The organism is Enterocloster sp. 210928-DFI.2.20 (assembly GCF_020554465.1).
In the GTDB taxonomy this organism is placed as follows: domain Bacteria; phylum Bacillota; class Clostridia; order Lachnospirales; family Lachnospiraceae; genus Enterocloster; species Enterocloster bolteae.
This window is the reverse complement of sequence record NZ_JAJCHK010000019.1, coordinates 84,474-100,872: the sequence shown is the minus strand read 5'-3', so window position 1 is coordinate 100,872 and position 16,399 is coordinate 84,474. Positions and strand designations below refer to the sequence as shown.

Sequence of the window (16,399 nt, the reverse complement as noted above, 5' to 3'; positions counted from 1 at the left end):
AAAAGGAATCTGAAAGCCTTATATTTACTGGCTTAGAGATTCCGAGAGATTATATCATTATGTGGGAGGATTAAGAATGAAAAAGACAGGAAAAAAGTTACTGGCAATCGCAACCGCAGTTTCGCTGGCAGCGCTCGCTTTGAGCGGCTGTGGGGGAGGCAGCGCTGCCCCTTCGTCAGCTGCCCAGCCTTCAGAAACAAAAAAAGAAGAGGCACAGAAACAGGCAGAGGCGGCAGGAGCTGAGTCATCTGCCGGGGATGCGGATTACACCCAGGGAGATCCTATCGTGATCAAGATAGCCCATGTCAGCCAGGAGGGAGTTCCTATTGACCTTGCATCCAACAAATTAGGAGAAATGTTAAAAGAGAAAACCGGCGGAAGAATTACGGTAGACGTATTCCCTGCCTCGGCATTGGGAAATAATACGGAACTTCTGGAGCAGCTTCAGATGGGTACCCTGGAAATGGCAATTTCTTCCGTGGCATTTCTCGGGGCATTTACGGATTCCACTGCCCTTTTGGACCTTCCGTATTTATTCCAGTCCAATGAAGCGGCTGAGGAGGTGCTGGACGGCGAAGTGGGACAGGAGATATTCAGCAATCTGGAACCCGCAGGCTTCAAAGGGATGACATGGATGGCTACCGGCTGGAGACAATTGACTGCAAATAAGGAAATTCACAAGCCGGAGGATATGAAGGGACTGAAAATCAGGGTTATGGAAAATCAGATGCACATTGACCATTTCAATGCGCTGGGTGCGTCCGCAGTGCCTATGGCATTCTCTGAATTATATACGGCGCTTCAGAATGGAACCATGGATGCCCAGGAGAACCCCTTTGCCAATATTGACGGAAACAGATTGTACGAGGTACAGAAATATATTATAAAGACAGGCCATATTTATGATACAAGCCCATTATTAGCCTCCAAGACCTGGTGGGACAGCCTTTCCGCAGCAGACCAGAAGGTGATTCAGGAATGTGTGGATGAGATGATTGTTTATGAGCGCGAACTTTCTGCTTCCAATGAGGCTGAACTGGAAGAAAAAATTGGAAACAATGGGACAAATGTAATCATTACCCTTACGGATGAGGAGAGACAGGCCTTCCGCGACGCGGCAAAGCCGGTTTATGACAAGTATGTTCCCGGAATAGGGGAAGATTTGGTAAACAAGGTTGACGAAATCAACGCAAAGTACATGAAGTAAAAGGCCTTGCATATAAGGAGAACAACATGGAGCAGACTGAGAAAAAAGAACCTTTCTATAACCAGATTGAGAAGTATATCATTGTATGCATGTTTCTTGTGATGACTGTAATTATTGCACTTAACGTTGTTACCAGATTTGTATTCAACTTTACCCTTTCCTGGGGCGAGCAATTGGCCAGGCTGCTGCTGGTATGGACATCCTTTGCCGGAATCAGCTGGGCAGGAAAGATCAATGCCCATATGAGAGTGACTGCATTGTCATTGGCTTTTAAGAAGAACCCGAAGATTTTTGAGGCAGTGTACCTGGCGGGGGATGTGATTGCTGCCGGTTATGGGATATACATGTCTTATGAAATATTCCAGCTTATGAATTTGATACGGAACCAGGGGCAGGTTCTTTCCGCCCTGCCCTTTGTTCCCAAATGGATTATGTATCTAGCCGGTGTATTGGGAATGGCCGGTATGAGTATACGGATTATCCAGCGCAGAGTTGGAGAATTCATGAACACAGGAAAGGAGGGGGCAGAGGTATGATTGGTACAATGCTGGGAGTATTATTTATATGCCTTTTGGGTACTGTCCCCATTGCGGTGAGTCTGGGATTGAGCTGTGTGGCTACATTCTCTGTCTTTAACGCGGGAAGCAATATGACACAGATGCTGGCGCAGTCCACAGTCACAAGCATTGATTCATTTTCACTGATGGCAATTCCGTTTTTTATGCTGGTAGGAAGCCTGATGGAGAGAGGCGGCATTGCAAAAAAGCTGGTGGATGTGGCGGAAATGCTGACAGGTACCATGCCGGGCGGATTGGGGATGGCTGCCATAGTAGCATCCATGTTCTTTGCGGCCATATCGGGTTCCGGTCCCGCTACAGCTGCGGCCATAGGCGGGATCATGATTGGTGCCATGACGGCCCAGGGTTATTCCAAAGGGTACAGCGGAGCCCTGATAGCGGCAGGAAGCACCATCGGACCGGTAATACCGCCTTCCATACCCATGATTATGTACGGAGTTACCATTGGGGTTTCCGTATCCTATATGTTTATCGCAGGGATTATTCCCGGTGTCCTCATGGGTGTGGCTCTGATGATTTATAACTATTTTGCCAGCAAAAAGCGGGGCTACAAGGGGAATGAGACCAAGGCAAAGACTGCCGGGGAAAAAGCGGTTGTTCTGAAAGAGGCCATACCGGCTATCCTGATGCCCGTCATTATATTGGGAGGCATTTACTCTGGTGTGTTTACTCCCACGGAATCCGCGGTCATCGGTGTTGTGTATGCAATCATTGTAGCTGTTTTCGTATACCATCATCTTAGCTGGAAGGCTTTTTGCCAGGCCATGTTTGACGCGACTATCACATCGGCTACCATCATGATACTGTTTGGCGCGGCAAATACCTTTGGGCGGATACTGACCATGAACCGTGTCCCGACCATGATTACAGACTGGATGCTGTCCATAACAAGTTCCAGAGCCATGATCATGCTGATGATCAATATTGCTCTCCTGATTATTGGGATGTTTCTGGATACCATATCGTCAATCGTACTGTTTGGGCCGATCTTCGCGCCTATCGCGATAGCCATTGGCTATGATCCCCTTCATTTTGGCATCATTATGGTGATTAACCTGTGTATCGGAATGATTACGCCTCCCATGGGAGGAAACCTCTTTGTTGCCCAAAGAGTATCAAAAACCAGTTTTGAGGAGATTTTTAAAGATACGTTCCCCATGATAATCGTTCTCTATATACTGCTGGCATTACTGATTATATTCCCGGAGATAACAATGTTCCTGCCGAAGCTGCTGGGATATACATTTACCGGTTAATGGGAGGATAAGGAATGTTTATTAATGTTGAATTGGAAGTAAATCATAAACTTCTGCGGGGAGACGTAAGGCTTCCCGAGGGAACGGGTCCCTTCCCTGTGGTTTGTTTTTATCATGGCTTTTGCGTGGATCGGATTGGCCAGATGCGTCTTCATGAATTGTTTGCCAGAAAGTGCGCTGTCAATGGCATCGCATGTGTGAAATTTGACTTTTACGGATGCGGCGAAAGCGATGGGGACTTTTCGGAAATGAGATATATGGATGAGGTGGAGCAGGCAACGGCCATTTATCTGTGGGCCAGTGAGCAGCCATGGTGTGACAGGGACAATATGTTTCCCGTAGGGCACAGCATGGGAGGGGCCATTGTCTCCAACATCATACCGCAGCTTCAGCCCAGGGGAGCTGTTATGTGGGCTCCGGGAAATGTGGTCTACTATGATATCAGCAGCCGTGTCCATGCTGTTCCGGGCCACTACGAGGAGTTCTACGACATAGGCGGACTTATGATGTCCAGTGAATTCCTCTCCCAGGTGAGAAAGACGGATATTGTCAGGCAGGCGGAAGGTTACGGCAAAGAGGTGCTTCTTATACACGGCGAGTTAGATGAGAAGGTTCCGGTTTATGCGGTTGGACCATATCTGGACCTGTACGGGCAAAAGGCCCGGCTGGAAATAATAAAAGGTGCCAATCATCAGTTTACCTCGGTTGAGTGGAAGAATAAGGTATATGAGTTGAGCATTGAATACATAAAAGAAAAGACAGGCTCGATAGAAAAATAACAAACATATTCCGAAAATTGTATAAAATTAAAAAAAATTTCCATTTTAATACAAACTGTTAAAGGATTAAGTGCAGTTTTATATCTGTAATCCAACCCCTGCCCGGACTATTCCGACAGGGGTTTTTGCTCTCCGTCTCAAAAATATACCAATTAGAATTGTCGTTATTTTCAGACGAGAATAACTAATTTATCGGAAAATATCACAAAGAAGGAGTGGGAAAATTGTAAGTAATACATGAAAATGCTTTGTTTGGCGAAAATCTTTTGGTAGTATATTGACATTTTGAGATTAAGATGTAAAATGTAGACATAATCATAAAGCTCCACCAGGAGAGAAAAATTTTTGTTAACCCTAACAAGAGTTTGGCAACCTTTGACAAAGCGTTGCGGCTCTTGTTTTTTTTGTTTATATTTGTCTAAAAATTAACGATAATTGCGGTAAAAGCTGGAATAGGAAGCTGGTTTAACCGGGAATACGGGATAAAGTACAGGATAAAGAGGTGAAAAGGATGCTGCTAAAAAACGGAATTGTGGTCAGCGGGTCAGGATGTACCCGGCAGGATATCCGCATGGACGAGGGACGAATCCTACAGACAGGCGCCGGCCTGAATCCCCTTGAAGGGGAAGAGGTGATGGATGTGTCCGGCTGTCTGGTTGCGCCGGGAGGAATCGACGCCCACACCCATTTCGACATGCCCTGCGGCAGCATCATGACTTCCGATGATTTTGAGACCGGCACCAGGGCGGCTGTGGCGGGGGGAACCACCACCGTGATTGACTTCTCGGAGCCGGACCATGGGGCCAGCCTTCAAAGCGGCCTGGACCGGTGGCATGAGAAAGCGGACGGACGGTCATTTACGGATTATTCCTTCCACATGACCGTGGCCCGGTATGACGAGGGGATAGAGGAGGAAATCCTCTCCATGATTCGCCAGGGAGTCACTTCCTTTAAGGCCTACACGGCTTACAAGGGGGACCTGGGAGTGGAGGACCGTGATATGTACCGGCTCCTGTCACTGATGAAGAAACACGGTGTCCTTCTGATGGTACACTGCGAAAACGGCGATATCCTGGATGTGCGCCGGGAGGAACTGGCAGCCGGGCATCCGGCGGATATATCCCTCCATCCGATGTCCAGGCCCAATGAGGTGGAACATGAGGCCGTGTCCCGGATGATTGACATGGCAAGGCTTCTCACGGTTCCGGTTTACATAGTCCACACCAGCACCAGACAGGCGCTTGAGGAGATAGAGGAAGCAAAGGAAGAGGGAGTGAGGGTCTACTGCGAGACATGTCCTCAATACCTGTTCCTGACAGAGGAAAAGTACCATCTTCCCGGTTTCGAGGGGGCCAAATATGTCTGCAGCCCGCCGCTTAGAAGCAGCAGGGACCAGGAAGCCCTGTGGAGGGGACTTAAGAAGGGGATTGTGGATACGGTTTCCACGGATCACTGTTCCTTTAACTACAAGGGCCAGAAGGATTTGGGCCTGGGGGACTTCCGCCTCATACCTAACGGACTTCCGGGTGTGGAGAACCGGCTGGAACTTATGTATTCACAGGCTGAGAGCCATGGCCTTACATACAGCGACATCGCCAGGATGACAGCAGAAAATCCAGCAAAAATATTTGGTTTATATCCAAGGAAAGGAGTGATACAGCCAGGCAGCGACGCTGATTTGGTGGTAATCCGGCCGGACAGCAGTCATGTCATAGATGCCGGCACACAGAAACAGTATGTAGACTACAACCCATACCAGGGAATGGTAGTTTCACATAAAGTCCAGCATGTATTTCTGAGAGGGCAAAAAATCATAGAGGACGGCGCATTTAAGACAGATGTACCGGCCGGCAACTATTTACTCAGGAACACATTGGTCAGATAGGCTTTTCTCCGGCTTTAGTCTATCTGTCAAGCCTGTACACTGGACGGATAAAGAACCATACCACAGGCACATCCTGGTACGAATCAGGGTGGGTAACGACGAAGTCAGGAACACCCGAAGGGAAGAAGCCCCCTTTCGTATTCTTAATCAGTTAAAGGAGAACAACATGAATAAGAATGCATCCAAAAGTACTTCAACTATTAAAACTGGCTCCATTTATGAGTTAAATGGACGCCCTCCATTCGCACAGGCATTTCCGCTGGGATTCCAGCAGCTTTTAGCCATGTTCGTGGGAAACATAGTCCCCATGATTCTGGTAGCAAATGCAAGCGGCATGGACACTTCACACGCTACACTGCTTCTGCAGTGCTCCATCCTGGGAGCCGGCGTGGCCACACTTCTGCAGGTATTCCCCATACGGTTCGGCAATATTCAATTCGGATCAGGGCTGCCTGTCATGATGGGACTGACATACACATTTCTTCCCATCTGCATTTCCGTATCTGTCAATTATGGGTTAGGGGTTTTATTTGGGGCGCAGCTTATAGGCGGTCTTGTGTCTATTGCTATCGGTTTTGCCCTTCCAAAAATTAGGAGATTTTTCCCGCCAGTGGTGACAGGAACCATCATCACCTCTATCGGTATCTCCTGTTTCCCCATAGCTGCCTATAATCTGGCAGGCGGACAGGGTGACCCGTCCATGGGACAGCTCCACAATTTTGTCATCGGTCTGATTGTTATTCTGGCCATTCTGATTTTGAACGGCTACGGCAAGGGCATGGTCAGCGCGGCAGCAGTGCTGGGCGGCATGATTGTGGGATATGTGATAGCAGCCATCTTCGGATACATTAATTTTTCGCCCATCAGCGAAGCGGCATGGTTTGCTGTTCCAAGGCCAATGGCTTTCGGAAAACTGGAGTTCCACCTGAACTTTGTTTTGGTATTTATCCTGCTGTTCTTCATTAATGCAGTGGAGATGTCAGGAGACTTTACGGTTTCGGCCACAGGCGGTCTTAACAGACAGCCGAAGAATGAGGAGCTGCGGGGCGGTATCATCGCCAACGGCATTGCATGTATCTTTTCCTCCTTCTTCAACTGTTTTGCAACAGGAACCTACAGCCAGTGCTCCGGTATCGTTGCTTTGACAAAGGTTTGTAACCGCTGGGTTATGGGCTGGGGCGCCATCACACTGACGGCAGCCGCGTTCTGTCCAAAGCTGGCCAGCGTGCTTTCCACCATCCCAAGCTGCGTTATCGGCGGAGCCACCATCGTGGTATTCTCCATGATATGTATGTCAGGCATGAGCCTGGTGGCAAGAGCCAGATTTACCAACAGGGCAATGCTTATATGCGGACCTGCCCTTGCACTGGGACTGGGCATCTCTCTGGCAAAGGATACGCTGTCAGGCATGGGTGAGTATGTACAGATGTTCTTCGGGGAGTCATCCATCATCCTGGTGGCCGGATTTGCCATTATACTGAACCTGATACTTCCAAAGGACCAGACGGACAAGGAAGTGGAAGCAGAGTACATAAGGGAAATCAGCCAGACGGAAGATGACGCTGTATCTGCCAAGGACCAGGAGCTGGGAACAGCCAGGGCCTGATTGTAAGAGCCGTACGTGTGAGAGCCATACGTGCGAGAACCATACGTGTGAGAGCAGCATTTGTGTGAATCAAAGAGAAAAGGAGTTTTGACTATGATCAGCCATTTATTTAAAAACGGAATCATTGTAACGGTAAATCCTGACAGGGAGATATTCTTTCACGGTGCGGTAGCCGTTAAGGACGACCGGATTGTGGAAGTGGGACCTACCGAGGCAATGGAGGCCAAGTATACGGATTGTGAACGCGTGACGGACCTGGAGGGCAGGGTAATGTTCCCTGGCTTTGTGAACACCCACAACCATTTGTTCCAGACCCTGCTTCGGGGACTGGGAGATGATATGGTGTTAAAGGACTGGCTGGAAACCATGACCTTCCCTGCAGCCACCAACCTGACTCCCGATGACTGCTACCACGGCGCCATGCTGGGCCTGATGGAGGGCATCCACAGCGGTATCACCACCAACGTGGATTATATGTATCCCCATCCAAGGGAAGGGCTGGACGACGGCGTTATAAAGGCCATGAGAGAGCTGGGAATCCGCGGCATCTTCGGCAGGGGCTGCATGGACACCGGAATCCAGTACGGCGTGCATCCGGGCATCACACAGCAGAAGGACGACATCGAGAAGGGCGTCAGGGATATCTTTGAGCGCTACCACAACTGTGACAACGGCCGCATTAAAATCTGGGTGGCGCCGGCAGCCATGTGGTCCAACACCAGGGAGACGCTTCAGATGCTCTGGAAGGTGACCAACGAGTACAAATCAGGCATTACCATACATATCTCTGAGACAGAGTTTGACAGGGAGGCAGCCAAGGGCATCCACGGTCTGTGGGATATCGACGCCATGATTGACATGGGAATCTGCGGACCCAACGTACTGATGGTGCACTGTGTGCATCTGACGGATGAGGATATCGAGAAGGCCAGAAAATATGACCTTAAGATCTCCCACAATGTATGTTCCAACATGTACCTGTCATCAGGTGTGGCACCTATTCCAAAGCTTTTAAAGGCAGGCGTCACCTGTTCTCTGGGCGTGGACGGAGCTGCTTCCAACAACGCCAACGACATGATAGAGCTGATGAAGAACACGGCCCTGCTGCAGAAGTGCGCTACCAGGGATCCGCTGTCCATGTCGGCTGAGAAGGTGGTGGAGATGGCCACTATAGACGGCGCAAGGGCCATTGGAATGGAAAAGGAGATTGGTTCCATAGAAGCAGGCAAGAAGGCGGATATGGTAATCTTTGACCCGTATGAGTGCGTCAAGGCAGTACCTCTTCACAACCCATGCTCCACCCTGGTGTACTCCGCGTCATTAAAGAACATTACAGACGTGTATGTGGACGGCAGGGCAGTCATGGAAAAGGGTGTTATCCTGACAGTAGAGGATGAAAAGACAGAGCTTCGGGCAGCCCAGAAGGCAGCGGAGGAACTCTGCGTGAGAGGTAATATCACCAACCGCTTAGAAGGACATAAGTGGAATGATACTTATAGAAAATATGAGAGGCAGTAGAGAATGATAAAAAATGGAAATCTGGCAGCGGCCATTATAAAACCAGACTATGTATTGACGCCGGAGGGCCTGAAAAAGGGCTGGGGCGTCCGGATAGAAGAAGGACGGATTGCCTGTGTGGGTCCATGGGATACCCTGGGCAGCGGAAGCAATGAGGAGGTGCAGACAGTCTGCCTTCCGGGACAGATGCTTCTTCCGGGCTTTGTCAATGGACACAACCATATGTACGGCGTCCTTTCCCACGGCATCACGGCAGAGGCAATGGTAACGGATTTCTCCGATTATCTGGAGGATTTCTGGTGGCCCTACGTGGAGGACAGAGTGGACCATGACCTGGCGCGTATCACCACCAGGTGGGCCTGCGTGGAGATGATTGACTCCGGGGTTACATCCTTTGTGGATATCCTGGAAGGACCTAATTCCATTCCCGGCGCTCTTGCGGTAGAAAAAGAGGAAGTGGAGAAAGCCGGTCTGCGGGGCTTCCTGTCCTTTGAGGCCTGTGAGAGAAAGAGCGGGGAAAACGGCCGGCTGGGTCTGAAGGAAAACTTCGACTTTGCAAAGGCCTGTAATGAGGAAAACGGTCTTGTGAAAGGCGTCATGAGCATCCACACCCTGTTTACCTGCGGCGAGGATTTCATACGTGAAGCAAAGCGCATGGCAGACGAAGCCGGATGCCTGCTTCACATGCATATGAGTGAAAGCGACCTTGAACCGGCATGGGCCAGGGAACATTTAAAAACCACGCCGGTGGAAGCATATGACGGCATGGGATGCCTGGACGAAAACGTCCTGGCTTCCCAGCTGGTACAGGTCACTGATAAGGAAATAGCTATCCTGGCAGAAAAAGACGTGAAGGCCATTTCCATGCCGCTGTCCAACTGCGAGGTGGGCGGAGGAATAGCTCCCATAGAGAAAATGCTGGAGGCCGGCATGACCGTTGGCCTGGGCACGGACGGCTATGTGAACAATTTCTTTGAAGTAATGCGCGGAGCGTTCCTGATTCACAAGGGCTACCATAAGGATCCCCAGGCCATGCCTGCAAGGAAGGTGTACCGTATGGCAACGGAGCTCGGCGCAAAGGCAGTGGGCATAGAGGCGGGAGTCATAAAGGAGGGCATGCTGGCCGACCTGATTACCGTGGATGTGGCAAGACCCACTCCCATCAATGAATATAACGTATATGACCAATTAGTACTTTTTACCAACCCCCAGAATGTGATAAACGTGATGGTGGGAGGCGCATGGCTTAAGAGGGACGGAAAGCTGATGACTCTTGACAAAGAGGCTGTGCGCAGAGAGATGGAAGAAAAGACAGAGAGGTTCTGGAAAGGAGATTCAGAATGTCGTTAACAAAAGTAGGCGAAAAACATTTTTCTGTGGTAAACCACTGCGTACCCCGTATTGACGGGGTGGATAAGGTAACGGGAAGGGCGCGCTACGCAGCGGACATATATATGGAAGGAATGCTTTACGCTGGCGTTTTAAGAAGCCCCTATTCCAGTGCCAGGGTAGTGTCCATTGATGCCGCGAAAGCAAAAGCGATTCCGGGCGTGGAGGCTGTTGTTACCTGTTTTGACATGCCCCGCACCAGAAGCTGGGCAGGATACATGTATCTGACGGATACCATCCGTTACTCCGGCGACTGTGTAGCCATGGTCGCAGCCCAGTCAAAGGAGCTGGTGGATGAGGCTCTGGAGGCGATTCATGCGGAGTATGAGGAGCTTCCGGGCGTGTATACCATCGAGGAAGCCTTAAGCGAGGGCGCCTTTGCGGTCCATGAGAAATATCCCGACAATATTTTTAAGGATTCCGTGTTCCATATCCGCAAAGGAGACCCGGACACAGCATTTGAAAAGGCGGATATTGTTCTGGAGAGGGAATACAGGACCCAGTACATTGAGCACTCCTATATTGAGCCGGAGGCATGTATCTGTTACCTGAATCCCAATGACGGCGCCATGACCGTACATTCCGCTTCCCAGAATCCCTTCTTTACAAGAAGGTATGTGGCGGATGTGCTGGGAGTGCCCATGAACCAGGTCCGCATGGTCCAGGAGACCCTGGGCGGCACCTTCGGAGGCAAGGAAGAAGGAGCAGGACTGGTGGCAGGAAGATGCGCCTACCTGTGCAGCCTGACGAAAAAGCCGGTTAAGTTCGTGTTCAACAGGGAGGACTCCTTCCTGGAATCTGCTAAGCGCCATCCCTTCCGCCTCCGCTACAAGGCCGGAATCACAAAGGACGGACGGATCGTGGCCTGGCAGGGCGAGCAGGTGGATAACTGCGGTGCCTACAACAACCAGACCCAGTTCATGAACTGGAGGGCAAATGTCCATTCAGCAGGCCCTTATGAGATTGATAATATCAAGACGGATACATACGGTGTGTTCACAAACAATGTACACTCCGGCGCCATGAGAGGCTACTCATCCCCTCAGCTGATTTGGGCGCAGGAGCAGTTCATCGAGGAGCTGGCCATGGCCTGCGGTATGGATGAACTGGAATTCCGCCGCAAGAACCTTCTCCACGACGGAGCTCTGACAGCCACCGGCGTACCCGTGGAACACTGCGTGATCCAGGATATCATGGACGCCACCGCAGAGCAGACCGGTTACAAGGAGAAACACGCGGCCTACTTAAACCAGCCTGAGGGAAGCCGTAAGCGCAGAGGCATCGGCCTGGCCGTTTGCCACAGGGGTTCCGGCCTGGGAGCTGAATCTCCGGACGCTTCAGGATGTATGATGATCTGCAACGAGGACGGTTCCGTGATGATTAATTCCGGTCTGGCAGAGAACGGCCAGGGATTAAAGACAGCCTATGCCCAGATTGCGGCAGAAGCCCTGGGTGTGAGCTATGAGGCAATCCGCTTCTTCGGCACCGACACCCATTCCATCCCGGACTGCGGCATGACAGTGGCTTCCAGAGGAACGGTTATGGGAGCACAGTCCGTCAGAAAGACGGGAGAGAAGCTGAAGGGAGTCATGATCCAGAATGCCCTGGAGCTTCACAGCCTTCCGCTGGAGGAAATCGAGAAGGCATACGGCCTTAAGAAGGGAACCCTGGATTACAGCAAACTGACAGCAGATCAGGTGGAGCTTTTAGACAGCCAGTTTTATTTGAAGAAATATCCGGATGTGAAGGTCCCCTTCTCCGGCGTCTGCAATGCCTGTCTCTGGACCGGCAAACAGATGGCTGCCTTTGAGTGGTTTAAGCCCCAGGATCTGATTCAGGACCATGAAACAGGACAGGGAAAAGCATTCCCCACCTTTGCTTATGGCTGCATCGTGGCTGAAGTGGAAGTGGATATGAAGACCGGCTACGTGGATGTGCTGGAGGTAACAGCCAGCCACGACGTGGGAACCGCCATCAATCCGGCTCTTGTAAAGGGACAGATTTACGGAGGCATTGTCATGGGCCAGGGCTTTGCGGTGACAGAGGACGTGGTAACCGGAAAGCGGGGGCAGAAGACAAAGAATTTTGACAGCTACATTCTTCCCACCTCCATGGACGCTCCGAAAATGAACATCAATATATATGAAAACCAGGATCCGGCAGGAACCTATGGAGCCAAATCCATCGGGGAACCAGCCACCGAGGGCGTGGGGGCAGCCATTGCCAATGCCATCTTTAACGCCACCGGCCGCCGGGTCTATGAAAATCCTGCAGACTTAGAGACAGTATTGCTGGGACATAAATTACAGTAGAAGGGAGATTCGGCAAATGATTCAGTATAAGTATCACAGGGCCGCTTCCCTGGACGACGTAGTGAAAGTGCTTAAGGAATACGGCGGCAAGGCCCGTATCGTCGCCGGGGGAACGGATATCATGGTCCAGATTCACGAAAAGGATAAACGATGGAAGGACCTCCAGTGTCTGCTTGATATCACCTATTTAGACAAGGAGCTGCGCTATATCAGCCAGGACGAGGAGTATGTATACATCGGCCCGCTGTCCACCCACACGGATTTGGAACAGTCGGAAATCATTGCAAAGCACATCCCCTTCCTGGGATGGGCCAGCGCCACCGTGGGTTCCCCGCAGATACGAAACCGCGGGACCCTGGGCGGAAGCATCGGCAATGCATTTCCTGCCTCCGACCCCCTTCCGGCCCTGATTGCGGCGGACGCCCTTATCAAGGTGTACGGCCAGGACGGCGAGCGGGTATGCCTGCTTAAGGATTTTTATGAGGGAAAGGGAAGCCTTAAGCTTGAACCGGGAGAATTCATCCGCGAATTCGTGGTGAAGAAGCTGCCGGAGGGAACCAGAATGGGATTTTCCAAGCTGGGCAGAAGAAAGGCTCTGGCCATATCCAGGCTTAACTGCGCTGCGGCCCTTACCATGGACTCTGAGGGAACCATCACAGAAGCCAGAATCGCTCCGGGATGTATCTTTATACTGCCTGACAGAGTGGAGAAGGCCGAGCAGGTCCTGATAGGGCAGAAGCCGTCTGAGGAGCTGTTTGCCAAAGCAGGAAAAGCCGTGTCAGAGGTCATGATAGAGCGCACCGGCGTCCGCTGGTCCACCCAGTATAAGGAGCCTGCGGTCCAGGAAATCGTACTTCGGGCCCTGTGCCAGGCAGCAGGAATGGAGGTATAGCAGTGGAGAAGATGAAAATAAGTTTTACATTAAACGGAAAGCCCTGCCAGGTGGAGGTAAAACCCCACCAGAGGCTTTTGGATATGCTGAGAGACGACCTGCGCCTGACCGGTACCAAGGAAGGCTGCGGAATTGGTGAGTGCGGCGCCTGTACCGTGATTATGGACGGCAAGGCAGTTACGGCCTGTCTGGTGCCGGCTCCGGCGGTGGATGGCCGGAACGTGGTCACCATCGAGGGCGTGGGCTGCGACGGGAAGCTGGATCCGGTGCAGGAGGCAGTTCTTGAGAACCATGCGCTCCAGTGCGGATTCTGTACACCGGGATTCATCATGAGCGCCAAGGCTCTCTTAGACGAGAATCCGGATGCCACACGGGAGGAAATCCGCCGTGCCATATCCGGAAACCTGTGCCGCTGTACAGGGTATGAGCAGCTGACCGACGCCATCTACCAGGCGGCAGAGGAGCTTAAGAAGCTCCATATGGAGAAGCTGTAACCGGTAATAAGGGGCAGGACGCGTCTGACGTTTGCCTGTAATATTAAATCAAGGAGATATTGGAACATGAGCTGTGAAATCAAATGGGCTTTAAACAAGATGCCTAAGACAGAAGACAAAAATCTTCCCATCATGTCTGTGGTGGAGGTAAAGAAGGCAAGGGCTTTCCATGAAAGCATTCCCCAGTACCAGGTAACACCTCTGGCAGACCTTAAGAATATGGCGGAATATCTGGGCCTGGCAAAGGCCTGTGTAAAGGATGAGAGCTACCGGTTTGGATTAAATGCATTCAAAGTATTAGGCGGTTCCTATGCCATCGCCAGATACATTGCAAAAGAGACAAAACGCGATATCAGCCAGATGCCTTACAGCGTGCTCACTTCCAAGGAGCTTCGCGACGAGTTCGGCCAGGCCACCTTTTTCTCTGCAACAGACGGAAACCACGGCAGGGGCGTTGCCTGGGCCGCCAACCGTCTTGGCCAGAAATGCGTTATCCGTATGCCTGTGGGCTCCACTGAGAACAGGCGCCGCCACATCGAGGATGAAGGCGCTGAGTGCACCATCGAGAAGGTAAACTACGACGACTGTGTCAGGATGGTGGCCGAGGAGGCCAAACACGCGGAGCGCGGTGTGGTCATCCAGGATACTGCATGGGAAGGCTATGAGGAGATTCCGTCCTGGATTATGCAGGGCTATTCCACCATGGCTGACGAGGCAGTGGAGCAGTTTGAGGAGCGTCCCACCCATGTGTTTGTCCAGGCAGGCGTGGGAAGCCTGGCAGGAGGCGTGGTGGGATACTTTGCCAACAAGTATAAGAAGAATCCTCCGGTCATGGTAGTGGTGGAAGCAGAGCCTGCAGCCTGCCTTTACAGGGGCGCAGAGGCGGCAGACGGGGAGATACGCATTGTGGACGGCGAAATGCCCACCATCATGGCAGGCCTGTGCTGCGGTGAACCCAATATCACTTCCTGGGATATCTTAAAGAACCATGTGACCGCCTTCCTGGCAGTGAACGACGATGTGGCCAGAAGAGGCATGCGCATGCTGGCAGCTCCCTTTAAGGGAGACCCCCAGGTGGTTTCAGGTGAGTCCGGCGCAGCCACATTCGGCGCCCTGGCCACCATCATGAAGGATGAATCCTACCGCGAGCTGCGTCTGGAGCTTGGACTGAATCAGGATTCCAAGGTACTTATGTTCTCCACCGAGGGAGACACGGATCCGGACCGCTATAAGACCATTGTATGGGAAGGCGGACTGAAGTAAACAAATGCTGGAGGTAAAATATGTTAGATAAATCAAAATTAACCGGAGCGGATATCTCCATTGACTTCTGCGGATGCCATCTGCAGAGCCCCTATATTCTCTCATCAGGACCCTTATGCTACGGGGCGGAGGGAATGATTAAGGGCCATGAGGCCGGCGCCGGCGCGGTGGTGACAAAGACCATCCGCCTGGGAGCAGCCATCAACCCGGTACACCACATGGGCACCGTGAACCAGGATTCCCTGATCAACTGCGAGAAGTGGGCTGATTCCGACCGCCTGAACTGGTATGAGAACGAGATACCGAAAACCGTTGCAGCCGGAGCCGTTGTCATTGGTTCCGTGGGCCATACCTTAAAGGAGGCCCAGGCCATTGTAAAGGATGTGGAACGTGCCGGAGCCCATATGATTGAGCTGGTATCCTATACAGAGGACACACTGCTTCCCATGCTGGACTACACCAAGGAGCATGTGGATATTCCCGTTATCTGCAAGCTGTCCGGCAACTGGCCCGACACTGCGGCAACCGCCAGGAGATGCCTGGAGCACGGCGCCAACGGAATCTGCGCCATTGATTCCATCGGACCCACACTGAAGATTGACATTGAGAAGGCTGCTCCTGAGATGATGAGCGGGGACGGCTTCGGCTGGATGACAGGCGCTGCCATGAGGCCCATCGCCATGCGCTACAATTACCAGATTGCCAAAGAAAATCCCCAGCTTATGAACCTGTACGCGTCCGGCGGAGTCATGAAGGCGGATGACGCCATCGAGTACATGATGGCAGGAGCCATGGGTGTAGGCGTCTGCACGGCCGGTATCCTTAAGGGCGTGGAGTATGTGGAGAAGATGTGCTATGACCTGTCAAAGCGCCTGGCAGAGCTGGGATACAGCTCCATCCAGGAGGTAAACAGGGCAGCCCATCCAAACTTCCCCAGTGAAGAGCATATTTCCGGTCTGAAGTTCCATTTCACACCATTTAAGGAAGACGGCACCACAAAGAAATGTGTGAGCTGCAAAAAGTGCGAGACCGTCTGCTGCTATGACGCCAGGAAGCTCACCTTCCCGGAAATGACAGTGGATATGGATAAATGCAGGTGCTGCGGTCTCTGTCTGGACGTATGTCCCACAGGTGCCCTCACCGCAGAGCTGGCTCCTCAGACAGAAAAGGATCTGGAACTGGCACAGAAGTCAAAGGACTTCTACGAGTTGGTTAAGTAG

13 protein-coding genes are annotated in these 16,399 nt (G+C 51.6%); all 13 read left to right on the top strand.

Going from position 1 to position 16,399, the window contains the following annotated elements; all coding sequences use genetic code 11:
- The first annotated feature begins 76 nt into the window (after positions 1–76).
- The 13 genes from LI015_RS17270 to LI015_RS17210 all read left to right on the top strand — a co-directional run bounded on the left by LI015_RS17270 (position 77) and on the right by LI015_RS17210 (position 16,399).
- Positions 77–1,207 carry a TRAP transporter substrate-binding protein gene (locus tag LI015_RS17270; RefSeq protein WP_054354670.1) on the top strand — a complete coding sequence of 377 codons (1,131 nt, stop codon included), beginning with the start codon at positions 77–79 and terminating at the stop codon, positions 1,205–1,207.
- 26 nt (positions 1,208–1,233) lie between these two features.
- Positions 1,234–1,743: a TRAP transporter small permease gene (locus LI015_RS17265; RefSeq protein ID WP_054354671.1), complete on the top strand. Its 510-nt coding sequence runs from the start codon at positions 1,234–1,236 to the stop codon at positions 1,741–1,743.
- Complete coding sequence (locus LI015_RS17260; RefSeq protein WP_117625952.1) at positions 1,740–3,041, top strand: TRAP transporter large permease; 1,302 nt, start codon at positions 1,740–1,742, stop codon at positions 3,039–3,041. The genes LI015_RS17265 and LI015_RS17260 overlap by 4 nt, the downstream gene beginning before the upstream one ends.
- Before the next feature lie 14 nt (positions 3,042–3,055).
- The gene (locus tag LI015_RS17255; RefSeq protein WP_117625953.1) at positions 3,056–3,820 is read left to right on the top strand and encodes an alpha/beta hydrolase family protein; all 765 of its coding nucleotides are present in this window, start codon (positions 3,056–3,058) and stop codon (positions 3,818–3,820) included.
- Between the two features lie 511 nt (positions 3,821–4,331).
- The gene (gene hydA / locus LI015_RS17250) at positions 4,332–5,705 is read left to right on the top strand and encodes a dihydropyrimidinase (RefSeq protein WP_002565094.1); all 1,374 of its coding nucleotides are present in this window, start codon (positions 4,332–4,334) and stop codon (positions 5,703–5,705) included.
- A gap of 166 nt (positions 5,706–5,871) precedes the next feature.
- Positions 5,872–7,311: a uracil-xanthine permease family protein gene (locus tag LI015_RS17245; RefSeq protein ID WP_002565093.1), complete on the top strand. Its 1,440-nt coding sequence runs from the start codon at positions 5,872–5,874 to the stop codon at positions 7,309–7,311.
- A 93-nt stretch (positions 7,312–7,404) separates the two neighbouring features.
- The gene (locus LI015_RS17240; RefSeq protein ID WP_002565092.1) at positions 7,405–8,829 is read left to right on the top strand and encodes an amidohydrolase family protein; all 1,425 of its coding nucleotides are present in this window, start codon (positions 7,405–7,407) and stop codon (positions 8,827–8,829) included.
- Between the two features lie 3 nt (positions 8,830–8,832).
- The gene (locus tag LI015_RS17235; protein ID WP_227125804.1) at positions 8,833–10,179 is read left to right on the top strand and encodes an amidohydrolase family protein; all 1,347 of its coding nucleotides are present in this window, start codon (positions 8,833–8,835) and stop codon (positions 10,177–10,179) included.
- Positions 10,170–12,530 carry a xanthine dehydrogenase family protein molybdopterin-binding subunit gene (locus LI015_RS17230; protein WP_002565090.1) on the top strand — a complete coding sequence of 787 codons (2,361 nt, stop codon included), beginning with the start codon at positions 10,170–10,172 and terminating at the stop codon, positions 12,528–12,530. The genes LI015_RS17235 and LI015_RS17230 overlap by 10 nt, the downstream gene beginning before the upstream one ends.
- 16 nt (positions 12,531–12,546) lie before the next feature.
- Positions 12,547–13,422 carry an FAD binding domain-containing protein gene (locus LI015_RS17225; protein ID WP_002565089.1) on the top strand — a complete coding sequence of 292 codons (876 nt, stop codon included), beginning with the start codon at positions 12,547–12,549 and terminating at the stop codon, positions 13,420–13,422.
- A 2-nt stretch (positions 13,423–13,424) separates the two neighbouring features.
- Entirely contained in the window at positions 13,425–13,916 is a 492-nt protein-coding gene (locus tag LI015_RS17220) for a (2Fe-2S)-binding protein (protein WP_002565088.1), read from the top strand.
- Between the two features lie 66 nt (positions 13,917–13,982).
- Positions 13,983–15,179, top strand: coding sequence for a diaminopropionate ammonia-lyase (gene dpaL, locus LI015_RS17215; RefSeq protein ID WP_002565087.1), 1,197 nt, complete (start codon positions 13,983–13,985; stop codon positions 15,177–15,179).
- A gap of 20 nt (positions 15,180–15,199) precedes the next feature.
- Complete coding sequence (locus tag LI015_RS17210) at positions 15,200–16,399, top strand: 4Fe-4S binding protein (RefSeq protein ID WP_002565086.1); 1,200 nt, start codon at positions 15,200–15,202, stop codon at positions 16,397–16,399.

Bases quoted from the DNA above. Each gene is read 5' to 3' on its own strand.
- LI015_RS17240 (WP_002565092.1), top strand. From the start codon at position 7,405: ATGATCAGCCATTTATTTAAAAACGGAATCATTGTAACGGTAAATCCT.
- dpaL (WP_002565087.1), top strand. From the start codon at position 13,983: ATGAGCTGTGAAATCAAATGGGCTTTAAACAAGATGCCTAAGACAGAA.
- LI015_RS17230 (WP_002565090.1), top strand. From the start codon at position 10,170: ATGTCGTTAACAAAAGTAGGCGAAAAACATTTTTCTGTGGTAAACCAC.
- LI015_RS17210 (WP_002565086.1), top strand. From the start codon at position 15,200: ATGTTAGATAAATCAAAATTAACCGGAGCGGATATCTCCATTGACTTC.
- LI015_RS17270 (WP_054354670.1), top strand. From the start codon at position 77: ATGAAAAAGACAGGAAAAAAGTTACTGGCAATCGCAACCGCAGTTTCG.
- LI015_RS17260 (WP_117625952.1), top strand. From the start codon at position 1,740: ATGATTGGTACAATGCTGGGAGTATTATTTATATGCCTTTTGGGTACT.
- LI015_RS17225 (WP_002565089.1), top strand. From the start codon at position 12,547: ATGATTCAGTATAAGTATCACAGGGCCGCTTCCCTGGACGACGTAGTG.
- LI015_RS17265 (WP_054354671.1), top strand. From the start codon at position 1,234: ATGGAGCAGACTGAGAAAAAAGAACCTTTCTATAACCAGATTGAGAAG.
- LI015_RS17235 (WP_227125804.1), top strand. From the start codon at position 8,833: ATGATAAAAAATGGAAATCTGGCAGCGGCCATTATAAAACCAGACTAT.
- LI015_RS17255 (WP_117625953.1), top strand. From the start codon at position 3,056: ATGTTTATTAATGTTGAATTGGAAGTAAATCATAAACTTCTGCGGGGA.
- LI015_RS17245 (WP_002565093.1), top strand. From the start codon at position 5,872: ATGAATAAGAATGCATCCAAAAGTACTTCAACTATTAAAACTGGCTCC.
- hydA (WP_002565094.1), top strand. From the start codon at position 4,332: ATGCTGCTAAAAAACGGAATTGTGGTCAGCGGGTCAGGATGTACCCGG.